At 67.3% G+C, this 20,522-nt stretch carries 13 protein-coding genes; 4 read left to right on the top strand and 9 right to left on the bottom strand.

Features of this window, described 5'->3' with window-relative positions; genetic code table 11:
- Window positions 1–25 precede the first annotated feature (25 nt).
- The 3 genes from N440_RS13650 to N440_RS13640 are packed head-to-tail and all read right to left on the bottom strand — an operon-like array spanning window position 26 to window position 4,321.
- Window positions 26–2,815 (bottom strand): secretin and TonB N-terminal domain-containing protein, encoded by a 2,790-nt coding sequence (locus N440_RS13650; RefSeq protein WP_133935402.1) that lies wholly within the window; start codon window positions 2,813–2,815, stop codon window positions 26–28.
- A gap of 53 nt (window positions 2,816–2,868) precedes the next feature.
- The gene (locus tag N440_RS13645) at window positions 2,869–3,837 is read right to left on the bottom strand and encodes a FecR domain-containing protein (protein ID WP_133935401.1); all 969 of its coding nucleotides are present in this window, start codon (window positions 3,835–3,837) and stop codon (window positions 2,869–2,871) included.
- On the bottom strand, window positions 3,827–4,321 hold the full coding sequence (locus N440_RS13640; RefSeq protein WP_133935400.1) for a sigma-70 family RNA polymerase sigma factor: 495 nt from the start codon (window positions 4,319–4,321) through the stop codon (window positions 3,827–3,829). The genes N440_RS13645 and N440_RS13640 overlap by 11 nt, the downstream gene beginning before the upstream one ends.
- A 252-nt stretch (window positions 4,322–4,573) precedes the next feature.
- On the opposite strand from N440_RS13640, the gene clpB reads away from it, so the two are divergent.
- Window positions 4,574–7,159, top strand: a complete 2,586-nt coding sequence (gene clpB / locus N440_RS13635) for an ATP-dependent chaperone ClpB (RefSeq protein ID WP_133935399.1) — start codon at window positions 4,574–4,576, stop codon at window positions 7,157–7,159.
- Between the two features lie 72 nt (window positions 7,160–7,231).
- On the opposite strand, the gene N440_RS13630 is transcribed toward clpB, so the two are convergent.
- The 3 genes from N440_RS13630 to N440_RS13620 all read right to left on the bottom strand — a co-directional run bounded on the left by N440_RS13630 (window position 7,232) and on the right by N440_RS13620 (window position 10,196).
- Window positions 7,232–8,032, bottom strand: coding sequence for a MipA/OmpV family protein (locus N440_RS13630; RefSeq protein ID WP_133935398.1), 801 nt, complete (start codon window positions 8,030–8,032; stop codon window positions 7,232–7,234).
- A 140-nt stretch (window positions 8,033–8,172) separates the two neighbouring features.
- Entirely contained in the window at window positions 8,173–9,462 is a 1,290-nt protein-coding gene (locus N440_RS13625) for an ATP-binding protein (RefSeq protein WP_133935397.1), read from the bottom strand.
- The gene (locus N440_RS13620) at window positions 9,459–10,196 is read right to left on the bottom strand and encodes a response regulator transcription factor (protein ID WP_133935396.1); all 738 of its coding nucleotides are present in this window, start codon (window positions 10,194–10,196) and stop codon (window positions 9,459–9,461) included. Before N440_RS13620 ends, N440_RS13625 begins: the two co-directional genes overlap by 4 nt.
- 182 nt (window positions 10,197–10,378) lie before the next feature.
- On the opposite strand from N440_RS13620, the gene N440_RS13615 reads away from it, so the two are divergent.
- A complete protein-coding gene (locus tag N440_RS13615) occupies window positions 10,379–11,665 on the top strand; it encodes an aminotransferase class I/II-fold pyridoxal phosphate-dependent enzyme (RefSeq protein WP_133935395.1) in 1,287 nt (428 codons plus the stop codon).
- 281 nt (window positions 11,666–11,946) lie between these two features.
- Here N440_RS13615 and ybaL read toward each other — a convergent pair whose 3' ends face one another.
- Window positions 11,947–13,644, bottom strand: a complete 1,698-nt coding sequence (gene ybaL / locus N440_RS13610; protein ID WP_133935394.1) for a YbaL family putative K(+) efflux transporter — start codon at window positions 13,642–13,644, stop codon at window positions 11,947–11,949.
- Window positions 13,645–13,844: 200 nt separating this feature from the next.
- Window positions 13,845–16,232 carry a TonB-dependent receptor gene (locus N440_RS13605; RefSeq protein WP_133935393.1) on the bottom strand — a complete coding sequence of 796 codons (2,388 nt, stop codon included), beginning with the start codon at window positions 16,230–16,232 and terminating at the stop codon, window positions 13,845–13,847.
- A gap of 336 nt (window positions 16,233–16,568) precedes the next feature.
- On the opposite strand from N440_RS13605, the gene N440_RS13600 reads away from it, so the two are divergent.
- The gene (locus tag N440_RS13600) at window positions 16,569–18,434 is read left to right on the top strand and encodes an ABC-F family ATP-binding cassette domain-containing protein (protein WP_008265043.1); all 1,866 of its coding nucleotides are present in this window, start codon (window positions 16,569–16,571) and stop codon (window positions 18,432–18,434) included.
- A gap of 72 nt (window positions 18,435–18,506) precedes the next feature.
- Here the strand turns inward: N440_RS13600 and ampR are convergent, their stop codons facing one another.
- The gene (ampR, locus tag N440_RS13595) at window positions 18,507–19,370 is read right to left on the bottom strand and encodes a LysR family transcriptional regulator AmpR (RefSeq protein ID WP_133935392.1); all 864 of its coding nucleotides are present in this window, start codon (window positions 19,368–19,370) and stop codon (window positions 18,507–18,509) included.
- 174 nt (window positions 19,371–19,544) lie between these two features.
- Here ampR and blaL2 point away from each other — a divergent pair, with 174 nt between their 5' ends.
- Window positions 19,545–20,459, top strand: coding sequence for a L2 family extended-spectrum class A beta-lactamase (gene blaL2 / locus N440_RS13590; RefSeq protein WP_133935391.1), 915 nt, complete (start codon window positions 19,545–19,547; stop codon window positions 20,457–20,459).
- The last annotated feature ends 63 nt before the right edge of the window (window positions 20,460–20,522 follow it).

Raw genomic sequence — 20,522 nt, 5'->3', positions numbered from 1 at the left:
CCAAGCCTGCGGCGGCGCGCGGGCTTCAGAACCGGTAGCCCACTTCGAGCCAGAACGAGCGTCCCATTTCGTAGTACGGCGCGCGGCTGACGCTGCTGGATACGCCATTCACCGCGCGCCGATCCAGCACGTTGAACACATCCACGTTGGCGAACACCGTGCCCATCGTCGACAACGGCTGCTCCCAGCCAATGCGCATGTCCCAGATCAACGAGGGGGCAAACCGCCGTCTTTCCCAGACCGCAACACTCTGGCCGTCATGGACATCCTTCAGTCCGGTGTCCCGTATCGCGCGATAGCCGGCCCGGTAGCGCAGCGTATTGCCCCAGGTCAGCCGAGCTGCCGGGATATGCGTGGTGGTGGCCAGTCGCGCGGTCCATGGGCGGTTGAAGTTGTCTGCCGGACGATCGCGGTAGCGGATGTAGCTGCCGTCGTAGCGGATGATCGGATTCTCGTAGTACGCGGTGCTGAAGTCGTCCTCGTAGTCGGGTGCAGAAGAGCGGCTGTCGGTCCAGTCCAGCGCCAGCAGGCCCGTGGTGCTGGTTCCGCCGAACTGCAGGCGGTGCAGGGGGCGCACGGTAAGGCTGATGATCTGTGTCTCGCTGCGGCCGTCGTTGCTCCAGGTTTCGTAGTGGGTGGCCAGCGAAGGGTCATCCGCGCGTTCGTCCTGCACCCGGCTGCTGGAACGCACGACCTGGTCACGCCCCTTGCGGTTGACGACCTTGCCGAGGAACTCCCAGCCCTTCCATTGCTGCTTGACGCCCAGCATCAGCTCATCGTCGTAGGCGATTCTCAGGCGATCGAAATGCAGCCCGTTGGCGGTCTGCGTACCTGCGGTCCACTCGCTGTCGAGGGTGGGGCGGCGCTGGTTCCTGTATTGCAGCCGATCAAGGCCATCGCGCAGCCGCCACGTGGCCGCGTTACGGCCGTAATAGCGGTTGGCGCCCGCGATCAGCTGAGTGTCGCCGGCGGTGTCGAGATCCAGTGACATCGCCAGGCGCGGTGCGACCGTGGTGTGCTGCATGTAGCTGTCATGGTCGATGCGCAGGCCGGGGCGCAGCGACAGGCGCCCCGCGCGGATGCTGTCTTCGGCGTAGGCGCTCCAGCTGTCGATCTGGAAGTCCAGCCGGCCGCGCGTGTAATAGGTGCGGCTGGTGAAGAACTGTCCGGGCCAGTTGCTGGTGTTGGCGCGGCCGGTGCGGGTCAGGCCAATCCAGCAGGTCTGCGTGTCGGTGATGCCGGCCTTGTTGGTGCAGCTGGTGGTGCGCGCCGGCGAGACATAGATGTAGGTGTCGTCCAGGCGCTCGTAGTCGACATCCTGGTGCTGGTACTGGACGCCTGCCGCGAAACGATGCTCCATGCCCAGCCAGCGCTGCGGTGCCAGTATCAGATCGGCACGGTACTGGAGCGTCTTCTGCGCCTGGTCAATATCGCCGAATTCACCTTCCAGCGAGCTGCCTGAGGTTCCCCAGTCCTTGCCCTCGGCCCAGTACCAGCTCATGTAGTCCGCAGACTGTGGATGGCGGGACTGCTCGGTAGAACTCCAGCCCACCTGCTGGGTCAGAGTGCCCCATTGCGGCGACCACGTCGCCTTGAGCATCGCCTGGCGGCCGCCGCCAATGATGTCGATGCCGGCACCGGGGACGTTGGAGCGGAAGTAGTGGGATTCCTCCGGCGCACGGGTAAAGCTCGCCTCGATGTCGAGCGTGTCGCTCGCTTCCCAGATCGCCTTGACGAACAGATTGTCGATGCTGCGCCGCTGGATCTGTTTCTCCGGATGCGCGTCGTCGACCAGGTGCGACTGCAGGTTGTAGGTGGGAATGGTCGAGCGTTTGCGGGTGAAACTGGCCAGGACGCCGATGCGGTCGGTCAGATAGCCCTCCAGATCGGCGCGCGTGGTGGTCTTCTTGAATTCCGGCTGCCCGTCATTCGCGCCGGACGCCTTCTGGTAGCTGTCTGCGACGGCGGCGTCCAGGTGGTAGCGCGTCCACGAAGATCGCGAGGACTGGGTGGACAGGCGGCCGCTGAAGGTGCGTGATGGTCGCCGGGTGCTGGCTTCGACAACGCCGCCGTTGAATCCACCATAGGCGGCCGAAACGTTGCTGTCATGCACGGTGACGTCTTCCAGCAGGCTGCTGTCCAGTGCCAGCGCCTGCGAGCCACCTGGAACGGAGAACAGCCGGTACACCTCCGGATCCGCGCCAGGGTCGATGTCGTTGTTGAAGTTCATGCCATCGACGATGAACGCGTTCTGATAGAACTTCGCACCATTGATGCTGATTTCCGCAGGACGGATCTCGCCGGGGCTGAAGCTGCCCTGGTCGGCATTGTCGAACTGCACGGCGGGATGGATGCGCAGCAGCCGGGTGATGTCACCGTTGCCGGCGGCCTGCGCCGCGACGTAGCTGCGGTCCAGTTGCAGGCTGCCTCCGAAGGTCGAACCGGTGTCCTGGCCCGGCACGTGCAGGGTACTGGTGCGTCGTGCGCCTGCCGAGAGCTGCGCACGCTGCAAGGTGTAGCTGCCATCGGCGCGGCGCACCGCGCGCAGCCCGCTGCCGTGCAGCAGTGCGTCGAATCCTGCGTCCACGTCCAGCCCCGTGGCAATCGGGGGAGCCTGGCGGCCACGGGTCAGCGCGGGGTCGAAGGACAGGGCCACGCCATGCTCGGCGGCGAACGCGCCCAGTGCACTGCCCAGCGAGACGGTGCTGCGCTGGACGTGCAGGGATTCATCGGGCGGTGATTGAGCCAGCGCGGGTGTGGCGGCGAGCGCGGTGGCGAGGAGGCTCAGTCGAAGCCGGGGCAGGTTCACGGTCATGGGGAGGAAAGTGAGGGGTTCATACCCTCTGCCACGCGACGCGCGGAAAAGTGTCAGCCGCGATGCCCCGCAGCCGACACGTGGATCCACAGCCCCTGCTCGATCCGCAGCGCATGGGTGGCGGCAAGCATCGACAGGCTGCGCTGCAGGTCGTCCAGCGGGAATGCGCCGGACACCGGCAGGCCGGCGATGCGCGGGTCCACGCGCAGCCAGCGGTGCTGGTAGCGCCCCAGCTCCTGCAAGACCTGCTGCAGCGGCATTGCATCGGCGACCAGCATGCCCCGGACCCACGCGTCAGCGCCGGGCGGCGCAGGCATGGGCCGTGGCAGCCGGGCCAGGTTCCAGCGCACCTGCTGCCCGGCGTCGACCTGGCGCTGTTGACCCGGTGTGGAGATCCGCACCGCGCCGTGCTGGACGACCAGCAGGGCGTCCTCCCCGAACAGGCGCACGCTGAAACGGGTGCCAAGTGCCTGCAGCGTGCCGTAGGGGGTCGTGACCCGGAACGGCCTCGCCGGGCGTTGTGGATCAGCGGCTGTCTCCACCAGCATCTGCCCATGGCGCAGCCGCAGAAGGCGCGCATGCGCATCGAATGCGATGTCGACCGCAGTGCCGGTATCCAGGTGCAGCACGCTGCCATCGTCCAGCACCTGCTGGGCGCGCTCGCCCACGGCCGTGCGCGCACTGGCATCCCACGCTGCGTCGTCCCACAACCGCCAGGCCAGCCATCCACCGAGTGGCGCCACCAGCAGAGCGGCGACGCTGCGCAGTACGGCGCGGCGCCCAGCCGACGCGGGCGGCTGCAGGGTGCGCTGGGCCAGCGCTGTGGGCACCTGAGCGGTCAGCGCCAACAGACGTTCCGCGCGCTGCCAGGCGTGGGCGTGTGCCGGATCGGCATCGTGCCAGCGTTGCCATTGCGCGCGCTGCGCCGCGCTGTCGTCCTCGTGCAGGCGCATCAGCCAGTCGGCGGCCTGTTCCAATACGCGCGGCGGAAGGGCCGGTGCGGCGGCGGTCTCAGCCGGCATGCGCCAGGCAGCCCAGCAGCGCCCGCTTCATGTGCCGCTTCACCGTCGACAGTGACAGCCCCAGCTGTTCGCTGATGGCCTCATAGCGAAGCCCATCGAACTGCGCCAGCAGGAACACCCGGCGTGCCATCGCGGGCAGGCCGTCGAGCATCGTGTCGATCTGCTGCAGGGCCTCGCGCACCAGCGCCTGCTCTTCCAGTGAGGGCAGCACCGGCTCTGGAAACTGCGCCAGGTACTCCAGGTAGGCGCGCTCCAGTGCCTGGCGCCGGAACCAGTTGGCGGCCAGCCCGCGCGCGACCGTGGTCAGGAACGCACGCGGCTCGCGCAGTGCGGCCAGGTCGCGCCTCTGCAGCAAGCGGGCGAAGGTGTCCTGGGTGAGGTCATCGGCCACATCGCGATTGCCCACGCGACCGCTCAACCAGCCCTGCAGCCAGGCGCGGTGATCGCGGTACAGCACGCCCAGTTGTTCGTGGTGGGGAGGCATGGACGGGGTGCGCGGCCTTGATCGAAATGAGAATGATTCGCAAGTATCGCATCCGTGATGCGCCGATTCCAGTGCCACGTGCGCACTGGCTTGCGCAGGATCAACGCGGCGGCAACATGCGGTGCGGCATGCTGGCCGCGGGCTGACTGGCCTCCGGATGCAGTCGCAGTCACCCTTGAAACCGGGTGGGGCAACCGCATCTTTCCAGCATCGCCGGCAGTGGCCGGCCCTGATCACCGATGAGGTTCTGCAATGCGGATGGACAAGCTCACCTCGCGTTTCCAGCAGGCGCTGGCAGACGCACAGTCGCTGGCCGTGGGCCGCGACAACAGCATCATCGAACCGGTTCACCTGTTCAGTGCGCTGCTGGACCAGCAGGGTGGCAGCACGCGCCCGCTGCTGGCCCAGGCCGGGGTGAACGTGCCGGTACTGCGCGAGCGCCTGACCGAGGCGCTGGACGCGCTGCCGAAGGTGTCCGGCCAGGCCGGCAACGTCTCGATGGGCAACGACCTTGGGCGCCTGCTGAACCAGACTGACAAGCTGGCCCAGCAGCACGGTGATGCCTTCATCGCCAGCGAGTGGTTCGTGCTGGCCGCGCTGGAGGATGGCGGCACGCTGGGCATGGCGCTGCGCGCCGCCGGTGCCGACAAGGCGCGCCTGCAGACCGCCATCGACAAGCTGCGTGGCGGCGAGAACGTTCAGTCGGAGAATGCCGAAGAGCAGCGGCAGGCGCTGGAAAAGTACACCATCGACCTGACCGCGCGCGCCGAGAGCGGCAAGCTCGATCCGGTGATCGGCCGTGACGAGGAAATCCGCCGCACCATCCAGGTGCTGCAGCGTCGGACCAAGAACAACCCGGTGCTGATCGGCGAACCCGGCGTGGGCAAGACTGCCATTGTCGAAGGCCTGGCCCAGCGCATCATCAATGACGAGGTGCCCGAGGGCCTGCGCGGCAAGCGCGTGCTGTCACTGGACATGGGTGCGTTGATCGCCGGCGCCAAGTTCCGCGGTGAGTTCGAAGAGCGCCTGAAGGGCGTGCTCAACGACCTGGCCAAGAGCGAAGGCCAGATCATCCTGTTCATCGACGAGCTGCACACCATGGTCGGTGCCGGCAAGGCCGATGGCGCGATGGATGCCGGCAACATGCTGAAGCCGGCACTGGCGCGCGGCGAGCTGCACTGCGTGGGTGCCACCACGCTGGATGAGTACCGCAAGTACATCGAGAAGGATGCCGCGCTGGAGCGCCGTTTCCAGAAGGTATTCGTGGGTGAGCCGTCGGTGGAGGACACCATCGCCATCCTGCGTGGACTGAAGGAGAAGTACGCGGTCCACCACGGCGTGGAGATCACCGACCCGGCCATCGTCGCCGCTGCGACGCTGTCCAACCGCTACATCACCGACCGCCAGTTGCCGGACAAGGCCATCGACCTGATGGACGAGGCCGCCTCGCGCCTGCGCATGGAAATCGACTCCAAGCCGGAGGAACTGGATCGCCTGGAACGTCGTGTGATCCAGCTGAAGATCCAGCGCGAGATGCTGAAGAAGGAAAAGGACGAGGCTTCGCGGCAGCGCCTGGCCGATCTGGAAAACGACATCGATGCGCTGGAGCGCGAGTTCTCCGACCTCAATGAAATCTGGAAGTCGGAGAAGGCCGCGCTGCAGGGGGCAACCAAGATCAAGGAGCAGGTCGAGCAGGCCAAGCTGGAGCTGGAATCGGCGCAGCGCCGCCAGGATTTCGCCAGGATGAGCGAGATCCAGTACGGCCTGCTGCCGCAGCTGGAAAAGCAGCTGGTCGCTGCGCAGGAGGCCGAACACAAGGACTTCAAGCTGGTGCAGGACCGGGTCACCGACGAGGAAATCGCCGAGGTTGTGTCGCGCTGGACCGGCATTCCGGTCAACAAGATGCTCGAAGGCGAGCGTGACAAGCTGCTGCGCATGGAAGAGGTGCTGCACAACCGCGTGGTCGGCCAGGAGGAAGCGATCAAGGTCGTCTCCGATGCGGTGCGCCGTTCGCGTGCGGGCCTGTCCGATCCGAACCGCCCGGCCGGCTCGTTCCTGTTCCTCGGCCCGACCGGCGTGGGCAAGACCGAGCTGTGCAAGTCGCTGGCCGAATTCCTGTTCGACAGTGCCGACGCGATGATCCGCATCGACATGAGCGAGTTCATGGAGAAGCACAGCGTCGCCCGCCTGATCGGTGCCCCTCCGGGCTACGTGGGTTACGAAGAGGGTGGTTACCTGACCGAGGCCGTGCGTCGTCGCCCATACTCGCTGATCCTGCTGGACGAAGTGGAGAAGGCGCATCCGGATGTGTTCAACATCCTGCTGCAGGTGCTGGACGATGGCCGGCTGACCGATGGCCAGGGCCGCACCGTGGACTTCCGCAATACCGTCATCGTGATGACCTCGAACCTGGGCTCGCACCAGATCCAGGACATGAGCAGTGATGACAGCCCGGAGGCCTACACGCAGATGAAGGCGGCGGTGATGGGCGTGGTGCAGGCGCACTTCCGCCCGGAGTTCATCAACCGCCTGGACGACATCGTGGTGTTCCACCCGCTGGACAAGCAGCAGATCAAGCAGATCGCGCGCATCCAGATGCGCGGCCTGGAGAAGCGCCTGGCCGAGCGTGGGCTGAAGCTGATGGTGTCCGATGCAGCGTTCGACCTGCTGGGCAACGTCGGCTTCGATCCGGTGTATGGCGCACGCCCGTTGAAGCGCGCGATCCAGGCACAGCTGGAGAATCCGCTGGCACAGAAGATCCTTTCCGGCGCCTTCGTCAACGGTGACACCATCGAAGTCGGCAACGACGGCGGTCACCTGGTGTTCGCCAAGGCGTGAGTCCATCGGGGCGCTGCCTGAGCGCAGCGCCCTGTTTTCCGTGAGCAACGCCGGGTCGGGCCCGGCGCGCCCTCAGAAGCGGTGCGTGTAGCCGCTCATCAGGCCGAACTGGTTCGGCTTCTGCACGATCGGGCTGTCGGCGGCGTCGCCGAGCAGGCGCGTGCCTTCGGCCGAGATGTACCAGTTGCCGTTGCGGCCCACGCGATGGCTCCACTTCAGGCCGAGGCCGGCGCTCACCAGGCCGGCTTTCGGCGTGTGCCGGGCAAAGCCGGTACGCGCGGCCTGCTCCGGGCTGACGCCGTACCAGGTCTGCATGTAGCCGCGGTTGCCATACTCGGTGGAGACGCTTCCGCTGACCACGCCACCGGCCAGGTCGAACAGGGGCAGGGCCAGGCTCAGGTGCATCTGCTGGGTGGCCAGGCCGTTGTCGCCACGGTCTTCGTCCTTGCGCGTGAATTGCCAGGTGCCGCTCAGCACGGCTTCTCCCAGCGTATAACCCGCCGAAAGGCCGACCAGGGGACGGGTACGGATATCACCCATGCCGCGCAGGACGTCGGAACCGCCGAGAGCGGAGTCCTTGTCACGGCGGCTGCCGCTGGCGCCGATGTAGGCGCGCAGGTGGGTATGCTCGCCAATGGCCGTGCCCCAGCCGATGCCGCTGGTGCCCAGAAACCAGCCGCCGGGTGACCGGGCGTCGAAGGACAGCATGGGCGAGGCCTGGAAGTCCTTGCTGCCGCTGTAGCGCGGGGTCACGCCGGCACCGGCGGCCACCTCGAAGGTCCAGTGGTCATCCTTGGCATGGGCGATCGGGGCGGCGAACAGCGGCAGCAGGGCCAGGCAGAGCAGGGACGGGGTACGGTGACGCTGGGACATGGGCACTCTCGACAATGGGAGGAATGCAGCACGCGCATCCGGCGCGCGCTGCAGGGTCGACAGCGTGGCGATTGGCCGTCGACTGATCCGTCCGCAGTTGTGCGGGAGTTGTAAGCAACTGTAATCACGCCTGTTGGCGTTCAGCTGGCAGCCAGCGGCCAGTGCATTTCCAGGCGAGCGCCGCCCAGCGTGGCGCGGCTGATGCGCAGTTCGCCACCGTGACGCGCCGCGATGCGGTTGACGATGGCCAGGCCCAGGCCGAAACCACCGGTATCGCGGCTGCGACTGTCATCCAGCCGGGTGAACGGGCGCATCACTTTTTCGCGGTCGGCCTCGGCGATACCGGGGCCGTCGTCATCCACGCGCAGGCAGGCGCGGCCGCCTACGCCCACCAGCGAGACTTCCACCTGCGAACGCGCGTGGCGCAGCGCGTTGCCCACGAGGTTGCTCAGTGCCAACTGCAGCAGGCGCGGTTCGGCATCCACCCGCGGCAGCGCGCTGGGCTGCACATGCAGTACCAGGCCCGCCCGTTCGGCGTCGCGGCGCGCATCGGCCAGGCAGGCCTGCAGCCAGTCGTTGGCCTCGATGCGCTGCAGCGGCTCTCCTGCACTGGGGTGCTCCAGGCGTTCATAGGCCAGCAGTTCGCTCACCAGCCGGTTGAGTTCAGCCAGGTCGCCGTGCAGTCCCTGCGCCAGATTCGCGCGACGCGCGCGATCGTCGCTGTCCTGCATCAGGTCCAGCCCGAATGCCACGCGTGCAATCGGCGTGCGCAGTTCATGCGAGATCGCGTGGGTCAGGTCACGCTGGCGCTGCACCAGCTCGGCCACGCGCGCGGCCATGCGGTTGGAATGGTCGACGATGACCCGGATCTGTGAGCGCGGCGACACCTGCGCCCGCGCCTGCAGGTCGCCGGCGCCGATGCGGTCGGCATGCAGGCGCAGCGCTTCCAGGTCGCGCCACAGCAGCCGGACCCAGGCATACAGGCTGGCCCCGACCAGCAGCAGGATGCTGAGGTAGGCGGCGATGGACATGTAGGTGGTCATCAGCACCTCGCCGGGCAGGCGCAGGTGCAGCCAGCGGCCGCCGGCATCTTCGATGGGCAACAGGATCTGCTGGTAACGATCGCGGACGATGAAGCCCTGTGCCTGCAGATGGGCCTGCTCCTGCGCGTCGAGCACGGGAGGCGTCTCCAGCAGGGTCAGCGCAATGCCATAGTGAGGTTGCCACTGCTGCACGCGCGCGCGCTGCTGTGCAGCGTCCAGGCCGGCCAGCCCGGTGCGCAGGGCATACACCTGCCCGCGCACCTGCTCGGCGAACACACGATCCTGTACCGGTAGGTAGATGCCGTCCAGGATGTGGTTGAGGACGAACACCGACACCAGGAAACAGGCACTGGTGACGAACCACAGCCACAGGAACAGGCGCTTCATGCTGACCAGGCCGAGGGATTGAACTGGTAGCCGCGGCCCCACACGGTCTTGATCCGCCGGGGTTCGCGTGCGTCGTCGCCAAGCTTGCGGCGCAGCTTGCCGATGCTGACATCGACGCTGCGGTCCAGCCCATCGAAGCCGATGCCGCGCACCGCCTGCAGGATCTGGTCGCGCGACAGGATCTGCCCAGGCTGGCTGGCCAGCAGCCACAGAATCTCGAATTCGGTTGTGCCCAGTTCCACCGGCTGACCGTGCAGGTGTACTTCGCGCTGCATGCGGTCGATCAACAGTTCGCCATGCATCAACCGGCACGGCGTACCGGAAGTGCTGCTGCCATGACGGCGACGCAGCAGGGCGCGCAGGCGGGCCAGCAGCAGGCGTGGTTCGACCGGCTTGTGCACGTAGTCGTCGGCGCCCGATTCCAGCCCCAGTACCTGCTCGATATCGTCCTCGCAGGCGGTCAGCATCAGGATCGGCACATCGGAAAAGCTGCGGATCTGCCGGCACACATCGATGCCGCCCAGGCCCGGCAGCATCAGGTCCAGCACCACCAGTTCCGGTGCATGCTGGCGGCACGCCGCGCCGGCCAGGTCGCCGCGGGCAACGTGCTGCACGGCAAAGCCATGTTCGCGCAGATAGTCGCTGACCAGCTCGGCCAGGCGGCGATCGTCTTCCACCAGCAGGACCAGGGTCGGCGCGCCGCTGGCGGCGGGTGTCCAGGGAGAGGGCTGCATGCGTATTGGGCCTCCATGCCCGGGCAGGATCGCCCGGCGGCGAAGCCTAGCAACGGGCCATGACGGCTGCCTGAATCGCGGCCAACCTGATAACCGGCGGTATGGGCGTCATCGCCAGCGGCATTCAGCGACTGGCCGCGCTTGGCCTATGTTGGCGGTTTCCCCGGATGGAGCCTGGTGCAATGAGCGACCCGCAGTGGCAACTGGAAACCCTGGCCGTGCACGGCGGCTACCGTCCCGACCCGACCACCCGCGCGGTAGCAGTGCCGATCTACCAGACCGTGGCCTATGCCTTCGATGACACCCAGCACGGTGCCGACCTGTTCGACCTGAAGGTGCCGGGCAACATCTACACGCGCATCATGAACCCCACCACCGACGTGCTGGAGCAACGCCTGGCCGCGCTGGAAGGCGGTATCGGCGCATTGGCACTGGCCTCGGGGCAGGCCGCGATCACCTACGCGATCCAGACCATCGCCGAGGCCGGTGACAACATTGTGGCGTCCAGCGCGCTGTACGGTGGCAGCCTCAACCTGCTGGCGCACACGCTGCCGCAGTACGGCATCCAGGCGCGCTTCGCCGATCCGGCCGATCCTGCTGCGTTTGCCGGGCTGATCGACGAGCGCACCAAGGCGGTGTTCGTCGAGTCGATCGGCAACCCGCGCGGCAACGTCACCGACATCGCGGCGATCTCCGACGTCGCGCATGCCGCCGGCGTGCCGCTGATCGTCGACAACACCGTGGCCACCCCGTTCCTGCTGCGCCCGTTCGAGCACGGTGCCGACATCGTGGTGCACTCGCTGACCAAGTACCTGGGCGGCCACGGCAACAGCCTCGGCGGCGCGATCATCGACTCCGGCCGCTTCGACTGGGCGGCGCAGCCAAAACGCTTCGCCCGCCTCAACCAGCCCGACCCGAGCTACCACGGCGTGGTCTACACCGAAGCGCTGGGGCCGGCCGCCTACATCGGCCGCGCGCGGGTGGTGCCGCTGCGCAACACCGGCGCGGCGTTGTCGCCGTTCAATGCGTTCCTGATCCTGCAGGGTATCGAGACCCTGGCCCTGCGCATGGAGCGCATCAATGCCAATGCGCTGGCTGTGGCGCAGTTCCTGAAATCGCACGCCAAGGTGGCCTGGGTGCGCTACGCCGGGTTGGCTGACGACCCCGAGCATGCTGGCGCGCAGCGCTATCTGCGCGGACACGGCTCGGGCGTGCTGACCTTCGGCCTGCCGGGCGGCCGCGAAGCCGGCGCGCGCTTCCTCGATGCGCTGAAACTGTTCACGCGTCTGGTCAACCTGGGCGATGCCAAGTCGCTGGCGACTCATCCCGCCTCGACCACCCACCGCCAGCTGGACGCGGCCGAGCTGGCCAAGGCCGGCGTCAGCGAGGACACCGTGCGGCTGTCGATCGGCATCGAGCACATCGCCGACCTGCGCGCGGACCTGGAGCAGGCATTGGCCAACGCCTGATAGCCGCACGCTTGGTTGTCATCGCCACAGGCGATCACCACGGGCGCTGCGATGCGCTACGGTGGGATTGCCTCTCCAAGGCAGTGGCAACGTGGCGATCCAGATCCCCGGTCGATGCGGGTCGACCGGGGATTTTTTTGTGCCGCCGTGTCGACCAAGGTCGACACCCACCAACAGCAACTGGACACACCCCGCCATCCCACGGAATGCCAGCTTCTGCTTTTGCCGTTGCCGTTGCCGTTGCTTCGGCAGGTGCAGGGCTGCAAGCCCTGCCGCCCCCCTCACACCACCGGAACGCTGTGCTGCCCCAGGTTCCGGTACGGCGGCGTCGACATGATCATCTCCGCCAGCGAATAGGCCAGCTCGCGCTCGGCCATCACCGTGCCATCGGCACCGTGTTCCAGCAGATGCTTAACCTCGGCATCGCTGTGCGCACGCGCCAGCAGGGTCAGGTCCGGATTGATCGCGCGCAGCTTGGCCAGCGCCTCGCCGGCTTCCAGCGGCTGCGGAATCGCCAACACCGCGATCTTCGCGCGCTCCGGGTGGGCCTCGGCCAGCACCCGATCAGCGGCGGCGCTGCCACGGATCGCCGCCAGGCCCTTGGCGTGGGCCTGCTCGACGTGCTCCTTGTTGTCATCGATCACCAGCACCGGCACGCCACGGTCACGCAGCACCTGCGCCAGTTCGCTGCCGACCCGGCCGTAACCGATCACGATGGCGTGGTCATGCAGGTCCCGGGACGGGCCAGTGGCTTCTTCCGGCTCGGGCGGCTGTGGCAACTGCTCCTGCTTGGCCTGCCAGCGGTCCAGCAGGCCGAACACCAACGGGTTGAGCATGATCGAGACCAGCGCGCCGGCCAGGACCAGCGACTGGCCTTCCTTCGGCAGGATCTGCAGGGCCACGCCGAGGCCGGCGATGATGAAGGCGAATTCGCCGATCTGCGCCAGGCTGGCCGAGATGGTCAGCGCAGTGCTGGTCGGGTGCCCGAAGGCGCGCACGATGAAGAATGCCGCCGCTGACTTGCCGAACATGATGATCAGCACCGTGGCCAGTACCTGCCACGGGTGTTGGATGAGGATGTTCGGGTCGAACAGCATGCCGACCGAGACGAAGAACAGCACCGCGAACGCATCACGCAGCGGCAGCGAATCATGCGCGGCCTTGTGGCTCAGTTCCGATTCGTTGAGCAGCATGCCGGCGAAGAACGCGCCCAGCGCGAATGAAACGCCGAACAGCATCGCCGAGCCGAACGCCACGCCCAGCGCGATCGCCAGCACCGACAACGTGAACAGTTCGCGCGAACCGGTGCCGGCAATGCGTTCCAGGATCCACGGAATGACCCGGCGCCCGACCACCAGCATCACTGCCACGAACAGGCCCAGCTGCACGAAGGTCCAGCCGATATCGGCCAGCACGCTGCCCAGCGAGTGCGATTCCTTGGCCGCGTCGGGGCCGAACACGCCGGCCATCACCGGCATCATCACCAGCGCCAGCACGCAGGCCAGGTCTTCCACGATCAGCCAGCCGACCGCGATCTTGCCGCGCATGGTTTCCAGCAGGCGGCGTTCCTCCATGGCCCGCAGCAGAACCACGGTACTGGCGGTGGCCAGCGAGAATCCGAAGATGACGCCATGGATGGCGGGCCAGCCCATCAGCGAGGCCACACCCCAGCCGAGCAGCGTGGCCACCGCGATCTGGCCGATGGCGCCGGGAATGGCGATCGCCTTGACCGCCATCAGGTCCTTCAGCGAGAAGTGCAGGCCAACGCCGAACATCAGCAGCATCACGCCCAGTTCGGCCAGCTGGTTGGCCAGCGCCTGGTCGGCGACGAAGCCGGGAGTGAACGGGCCTACACAGATGCCAGCAACCAGATAACCGACCAGCGGAGACAAGCGGAGCTTGTTGGCCAGCGCGCCGAAGATGAAGGCGAGCCCCAGGCCAACGGCCACGATGTTGATCAGGTCGGTGTCATGGTGCATCGGCTCTCGCAGAAATCGGGGGGATGTCCCGATTTTCACCGATGAGGCCAGATACGGCAAACCCGCCGGCCACATGCCGTGGCCGGCGGGTTTGCCCACGCATTTCTCCTCCACCCCCGCCTTCGGCGCGCCCCTTCAACACGAAGGGGCTTTGCTCCAGATGCGGCGAGGGGTTGCCGGCCAGCGGCCGGTACTACCGCTTACCAGGTGTACTTGATGCGGCCGTACACATACGCGCCGTTGAAGCCGAACGGCGAGTAGTTGCTGTAGGGCAGCATGCCGAAGGTGGAGTTCTGCAGGTCTTCGGTGCGGTCCGGGTACTTGTCCAGCAGGTTGTCCGCGCCCACGGTCAGGGTCCAGTTGCTGCTCGGCTTGTAGCTGGCCGAGGCATCCACCACCCAGGCGTCGCCGTAGGTCTGGTCGCGCAGCGCGGTGGCCGAGTTGCGCACGGTGAATTTGCCGTAGCGGGTTGCGGCCAGGCCCAGTTCCCAGTGGTCCGAACGCCAGGTGCCGCTCAGGATCGCCTTGTCGCGCGGGTAGCTGTCTTCGATGCGGCCGATTTCATCGCGGCCGATCAGCGACTGGGTCAGGCCCAGCGTGCCGAACACTGCCGGGGTGCCGCCGACGCGACGCACTTCGGTGTCGTTGTAGCTGTAGGCCGCGGTCAGTTCCAGGCTGCTGGCTGCGAAGGGCACGGTGTAGCTGGACACGAAGTCGACACCCCGGGTGCGCGTATCCAGGCCGTTGGTGAAGTACGAGAACGCGGTCACCTGCGCCAGGCCGAGGCTGGTCAGCAGCGCGCTGCTGGCGGCGTTGGTGGTGATGCTGGACGACAGCGCGATGCGGTCATCGATGTCGATCTGGTACGCGTCGACGGTGATGTACAGGCGGTCGACCGGCTGCAGCACCAGGCCCAGGCTGTAGGAGGTGGAGGTCTCGGCCTTCAGCGGCGAGGCACCCAGTGCCTGCGCAGCGGCGCTGGTGGTCGGGAAGGTGCCGCGCTCGACGAACACGCCGTTGGTGAACTGGCTGGTGACTGCCTGGTAGCCCTGCTGCGCCAGCGACGGTGCACGGAAGCCGCTGGAGGCGGTTGCCCGCAGCGCGACCTTGTCGGTGAACGCATAGCGCGCCGACAGCTTGCCGGAGAAACGGTCGCCGAAGTCCGAGTAGTCCTCGTAGCGGCCGGTGATGCCGGCCGAGAACTTCTCGGTCAGGTCCGCTTCCAGGCCGGCGTAGACCGCGTAGTTGTGGCGGTCGGCATGCACCTCGTTGGTCGGGGTGAAGCCGCCGAAGCCCTGCGCGCCACTGCCGGTGTACGAGTTCAGCTCACCGGGATTCTGGTCCCACTTCTCCTTGCGGTACTCACCGCCGAAGGACAGCGTGACCGGATAGGCCAGGCCCCAGTCCAGCGACTTGGTCAGGTCGGCGTTGAAGATGTCCTGCTGGTACTTCAGCGTGCCGTCGTAGAACGAGCGCGGGCTGGTCGCACCCAGGCTGTAGTTGATGCTGTTGCGGGTGTGGAAGTCCAGGGTGTTCTCGCCATGGTTCAGGCTCAGGTCCCAGGTCCAGCCGTTGTCGGTGTTGCCCTTGACCCCGGCCACCAGCGAGCGGTCCTTGGAGTACTGGTTGATCTCCGGCACGAAGCCGTCCGGGTAGGTCTGCGCCAGCAGCGCGCTCTGCCCGTTGTGGTTGCGCGAGCGGTAAAACGCGAACGAAGTGATGTCGCGGTTGCTCAGCAGCGCGCTGGCGTAGCCGGTCACGTGGTCGCTGAAGTCGAAGCTGGCGTTGGCCGAGGCGGCGGTGGCATCCACGCGCGGGTCGCCGACGATGAAGGTGGTCTGGCCGATGCTGGGGAAGTTGCCGGTGTTCGGGGTGGTGCCGCGGTACGGGCCGGCGCGGTTGCTCTCGTCCTGCTGGCTGATCTGGCCGGCCACGTGCACGCGGCCGCGGCCATTGCCGAACTCGACGCCGGTGTCGCCGGACAGCTGGTACTTGTTGCCGTCACCGGCCGAATACTGGCCGTAGTCCACCGCCAGGCTGCCACCGCGGCCGCTGCCTTTGAGCACGATGTTGATGACGCCGGCGATGGCGTCCGAGCCGTACTGCGCCGAAGCGCCGTCACGCAGCACTTCCACGCGCTCGATGGCAGCGATCGGGATCGCGTTGATGTCCACCGCCGACGAGCCACGGCCGATGCTGCCGTTGACGTTGATCATCGCCGAGGTATGGCGGCGCTTGCCGTTGACCAGCACCAGCACCTGGTCCGGCGACAGGCCGCGCAGCTGCGCCGGGCGCACGCCGCTGGTGCCGTCGGTCAGGGCCGGGCGCGGGAAGTTCAGCGAGGGCAGGGCGCGCGACAGCGCGGTGGCCAGTTCACCGGTGCCGGTGGACTGCAGGATTTCCGGGGTGATGATGTCGATCGGCGACTGTGATTCGGCGACCGTGCGGTCGGCCACGCGGGTGCCGGTGACGATCACCGTGTCCAGGGTGTTGGCGGCGGTGCCGGCCTGCTGGGCAGCGGCGACGAACGGAGAGCCACCGAGTGCGACAGCGACGGCGGCGGCGATCAGGCGGGTCTTGCGGGTCATCGGGATGGGGCTCCGGTTGGCGGGGGCGGCACCGGAATCGACATCACGGGGGTGAGGCGGACGGCGGTTGTTGCGGTGCGCAAGACAGGAATTAACGGGATATTCAGTGGCTGTCAAATGCCGGTCATCGAAAAAAACGTTGCAGCAGCAACTATTTAGCTCGCACAGGCACAGGCGGGGAGGGGAGCCCGGGAGGCGCGCGGCGAGGACGTGGGAGAGAGGAACGTCGGCCGCCGCGCATCCCGGGACGCGTCAAGTATTCGTTAACGCTAGAATTGCGTCGCAGGAACAGTGCTCACCAGCACATTCCATCCGGTTATATGGACCCCTCCCCCGATGATTTCCCTTCGTAATTTCGCCTTGCGCCGCGGCGAGCGGCTGCTGTTGTCCAATGTCGACCTGACCCTGCACGCCGGTTACCGGGTGGGTGTGGTCGGCCGCAACGGTGCTGGCAAGTCCAGCCTGTTCGCGGCGGTGAAGGGCGAGCTGGAGGCGGACAAGGGCGACGTCGACCTGCCCGGCAAGGTGCGCATCGCCAGCGTGGCCCAGGAAACGCCGTCGCTGCCGGATCCGGCGCTGAGCTTCGTGCTGGGCGGTGATACCGAAGTGGCCGCGGTGCTGGCTGCCGAGGCCGACGCCACCGCCCGCGAGGACTGGGAAGCGGTCGCAGAGGCGCATACGAAGATGGCCGAGCTCAACGCCTACGACGCCGAAGCGCGCGCGGGCAAGCTGCTGCACGGCCTCGGCTTCCCGGCCGAGACCCACCACCGCGCGGTGTCCTCGTTCTCCGGCGGCTGGCGCGTGCGCCTGAACCTGGCCCGCGCGCTGATGATGCCCAGCGACCTGCTGCTGCTCGACGAACCGACCAACCACCTGGATCTGGACGCGGTGTACTGGCTGGAACAGTGGCTGCTGAAGTACCCGGGCACCCTGCTGCTGATCTCGCACGACCGCGAGTTCCTCGACAACGTGGCCACCCACACCCTGCACCTGCACGGTGGCGGCGCCAAGCTCTACCCGGGCGGCTACACCGATTTCGAGCGCCAGCGCGCCGAACAGCTGCGTCAGCAGCAGATCGCGCACGAGAAGGAACAAGCCGAACGCGCGCACCTGCAGAGCTTCATCGACCGCTTCAAGGCGCAGGCCAGCAAGGCCGCGCAGGCACAGAGCCGCATGAAGCGCCTGGCCAAGCTGGCCGGTACCGAAGCGGTGCGTGCCGAGCGCGAGTTCCGCATCGAGTTCGCGCCGCCGGCCAAGCTGCCGTTCTCGCTGATCCGCCTGAATCACGTCGAGGCCGGCTACGGCAAGGACGCGGTGATCCTGCACAACGTAGGCTTCGGCCTGGAAGCGGGCCAGCGTATCGGCCTGCTCGGCCCGAACGGTGCGGGTAAGACCACCCTGGTCAAAACCCTGGTGGGCGAGCTGGCGCCGATCGTCGGCGAGCGCATGGCCCACCCGGACCTGAAGATCGGCTACTTCGCCCAGCACACGGTGGAGTCGCTGCACGAAGGCCAGTCGCCGATGGAGCACTTCCGCGAAATCGCGCCGGATGCACCGAACCAGTCGTTCCGCGATTTCCTCGGCAAGTGGAACTTCCCTGGCGACCGCGCGTTCGAGCCGGTCGATGGCTTCTCCGGCGGCGAGCGCGCGCGCCTGGCACTGGCGCTGATTGCCTGGCAGCAGCCGAATGTGCTGCTGCTGGACGAACCGACCAACCACCTTGACCTGGAAATGCGCGAAGCGCTGGCCGAAGCCCTGGCCACCTTCGAGGGCGCGATCGTGATGGTCTCGCATGACCGCCACCTGATCGGCCTGGTCTGCGATACCTACTGGCGCGTGGCCGATGGCGTGGTCGAGCCGTTCGACGGCGACCTCGATGCGTATGCCGCGTGGCTGCGTACCCGTCCGCAGGCGCAGGGCACCAAGGCGCGCATGGAACAGGTGGAAGAGCCGGTGGTGGTCAAGACCGCACCGGTGGCGCAGGTGGTGCAGAAGAAGCCGGTGAACCCGCACAAGCTGGCCGCTGCCGAAGCCAAGGTGGCCGAACTGGAAGGTGCACTGGCCGAGCTGGACCGCCAGCTGGCGGACCCGGCCAACTACGCCGATGCCACCCGCATGGCGGTGATCGGCCGCGACCGCGAAACCGCGGCCGCGCAGCTGGAAAAGGCCGAAGCGGCGTGGATGGAGCTGCTGGAGTCGTAACTCCGCAAAAAAGGGGACGGAGGGAATTAAGTCGTTTATGCACAAACGACTTAATTCCCTCCGTCCCCTTTTTCATCCCTGCGCCTGCAGCCATTCGCGGAAGCGCCTGGCGGGCTCACGCTCGGCACGCGAGCGCAGCCGGGTCAGCCAGTAGCGGCCCAACTCCAGCGTGGTGGCGAACGGCTGCAACAGCCGTCCTTCGGCCAGTTCCTGCTCGAACATGCGCAGCGGCAGCAGGGCCACGCCCGCGCCCCCGGCGGCGGCCATCGCCACCGTCAACGAAGAATCGAACACCGGCCCGCGCGCTTCCACGCCACTGACCCCGGCCGCCTGCAGCCAGCGCGGCCATTCGTCGCCGCGGTAGGAGCGCAGCAACCGCAGCGTCGCCAGATCGCGCGGTTGCTTCAGCCGTCGTGCCAGTGCCGGTGCGCACAGCGGCGCGAACGGCGCCTCCAGGATCGCGGTGCATGCCTGGCCCTGCCAGTCGCCGTCGCCGAAGCGGATCGCCAGGTCCAGGCCTTCGCCGGCCAGATCGATGCGGTTGTTGTGGGTCTGCAGGCGCAGCTCGATGTCCGGGTGCGCGGCCTCGAATGCGGCCAGCCGTGGCAGCAGCCAGCCGGTGGCGAAGGTGCCGACCACGCCCAGCGTCAGTACTTCGCGCGCCGGTCCGCCGGTGTAGCGCGCAATGCTGGCCGAGATGCGTTCGAAGGATTCGTTGAGCACCGGATACAGCGCCGCGCCCTCGTCGGTCAGCGCGACACCACGCGGCAGGCGATGGAACAGGCGGATGCCGAGCCGATCCTCCAGGCCACGGATCTGATGGCTCAGCGCCGCCTGGCTGACGCACAGCTCCAGCGCGGCACGGGTGAAGTTCTGGTGGCGGGCGGCGGCTTCGAAGGCGCGCAGCGCGTTCAGCGGCAGGGTAGGGTGCAGCATGGCGCAGCCGTGAGCTGGGGTGATGGGTGATCCTAACGCTTCACTGGCCGGTTTCGGGAAATTAAGGGGTTAATTGCGACAGGCATGAATAAATCTCATGTCAGATGCTGATTTTTTGCGCTGGTCGCCCCCGCAGGCGGCGTCAATAATCGAGCGGTCACCAGGAGAACCCCCATGCTCGCCCGTCGCCGATTCCTGCAGTTCAGTGGTGCTGCCGTTGCTTCCTCGCTGCTTGCCCCTGCGCTGGCGCGGGCCGTTGTACCTGCGTCCGGCACATCCGGCGCGAACGCCGCCATTGCCGGCGCCGCCGATTTCGCCGCCCTGGAAAAAGCCAGTGGCGGCCGCCTGGGCGTGACCGTGCTGGACACCGGTAGTGGCCGTCGCATCGGCGGGCATCGGCAGGACGAACGCTTCCCGATGTGCAGCACGTTCAAGTCGATGCTGGTGGCCCACGTGCTGAGCCTGGCGGATGCAGGCCGCGTTTCGCTCGATACCCGCGTACCCATCGCCGGGAAGGATCTGCTGTCCTACGCCCCGGTGGCACGCCGCCATGTGGGCAAGGACCTGACGGTGCGCGACCTGTGCCGGGGCACGCTGACCACCAGCGACAACACCGCGGCCAACCTGCTGCTGGACGTGGTGGGCGGGCCGCCGGCGCTGACGGCATTCCTGCGCGGGCAGGGCGACAGCGTTACCCGCAATGACCGCAACGAGCCGGACGTGAATCTGTTCGCGAAGGGAGACCCGCGCGATACCACCAGCCCGGCCGCGATGGCCACCAGCCTGGCCCGCTTCGCGGTGGGCAATGGCCTGCAGCCGGCATCGCGCCAGCAGTTCGCCGATTGGCTCATCGACAACCAGACTGGCGATGCCTGCCTGCGCGCCGGGCTGGGCAAGCGCTGGCGGGTGGGCGACAAGACCGGCAGCAACGGTGATGACACGCGCAACGACATCGCCGTGCTGTGGCCGCATGCGGGCGGCCCGGCGTGGGTGGTCACCGCCTATCTGCAGGGCGCATCGGTCGATGACGACCAGCGCGCAGCGGTGCTTGCACGGGTGGGGGCGCTGGCCGATGCGATGATCGGATGAGGTAACCGGGGTCATTCGAAAATGGCTTGCCGGATCGGTCGGGCACGCGCATCCTGCGCGCGT

It is taken from the genome of Stenotrophomonas sp. CC22-02 (assembly GCF_004365115.1).
GTDB classification, from domain to species: domain Bacteria; phylum Pseudomonadota; class Gammaproteobacteria; order Xanthomonadales; family Xanthomonadaceae; genus Stenotrophomonas; species Stenotrophomonas forensis.
Note: the sequence above shows the minus strand (reverse complement) of the source record. Positions and strands in the feature narration are given on the sequence as shown.

What these genes read in the sequence shown, in the direction of transcription:
- N440_RS13650 (WP_133935402.1), bottom strand. Translation starts at nt 2,815, where the DNA reads ATGACCGTGAACCTGCCCCGGCTTCGACTGAGCCTCCTCGCCACCGCG.
- N440_RS13630 (WP_133935398.1), bottom strand. Translation starts at nt 8,032, where the DNA reads ATGTCCCAGCGTCACCGTACCCCGTCCCTGCTCTGCCTGGCCCTGCTG.
- N440_RS13600 (WP_008265043.1), top strand. Translation starts at nt 16,569, where the DNA reads ATGATTTCCCTTCGTAATTTCGCCTTGCGCCGCGGCGAGCGGCTGCTG.
- ybaL (WP_133935394.1), bottom strand. Translation starts at nt 13,644, where the DNA reads ATGCACCATGACACCGACCTGATCAACATCGTGGCCGTTGGCCTGGGG.
- N440_RS13605 (WP_133935393.1), bottom strand. Translation starts at nt 16,232, where the DNA reads ATGACCCGCAAGACCCGCCTGATCGCCGCCGCCGTCGCTGTCGCACTC.
- ampR (WP_133935392.1), bottom strand. Translation starts at nt 19,370, where the DNA reads ATGCTGCACCCTACCCTGCCGCTGAACGCGCTGCGCGCCTTCGAAGCC.
- N440_RS13615 (WP_133935395.1), top strand. Translation starts at nt 10,379, where the DNA reads ATGAGCGACCCGCAGTGGCAACTGGAAACCCTGGCCGTGCACGGCGGC.
- N440_RS13645 (WP_133935401.1), bottom strand. Translation starts at nt 3,837, where the DNA reads ATGCCGGCTGAGACCGCCGCCGCACCGGCCCTTCCGCCGCGCGTATTG.
- N440_RS13625 (WP_133935397.1), bottom strand. Translation starts at nt 9,462, where the DNA reads ATGAAGCGCCTGTTCCTGTGGCTGTGGTTCGTCACCAGTGCCTGTTTC.
- clpB (WP_133935399.1), top strand. Translation starts at nt 4,574, where the DNA reads ATGCGGATGGACAAGCTCACCTCGCGTTTCCAGCAGGCGCTGGCAGAC.
- blaL2 (WP_133935391.1), top strand. Translation starts at nt 19,545, where the DNA reads ATGCTCGCCCGTCGCCGATTCCTGCAGTTCAGTGGTGCTGCCGTTGCT.
- N440_RS13640 (WP_133935400.1), bottom strand. Translation starts at nt 4,321, where the DNA reads ATGCCTCCCCACCACGAACAACTGGGCGTGCTGTACCGCGATCACCGC.
- N440_RS13620 (WP_133935396.1), bottom strand. Translation starts at nt 10,196, where the DNA reads ATGCAGCCCTCTCCCTGGACACCCGCCGCCAGCGGCGCGCCGACCCTG.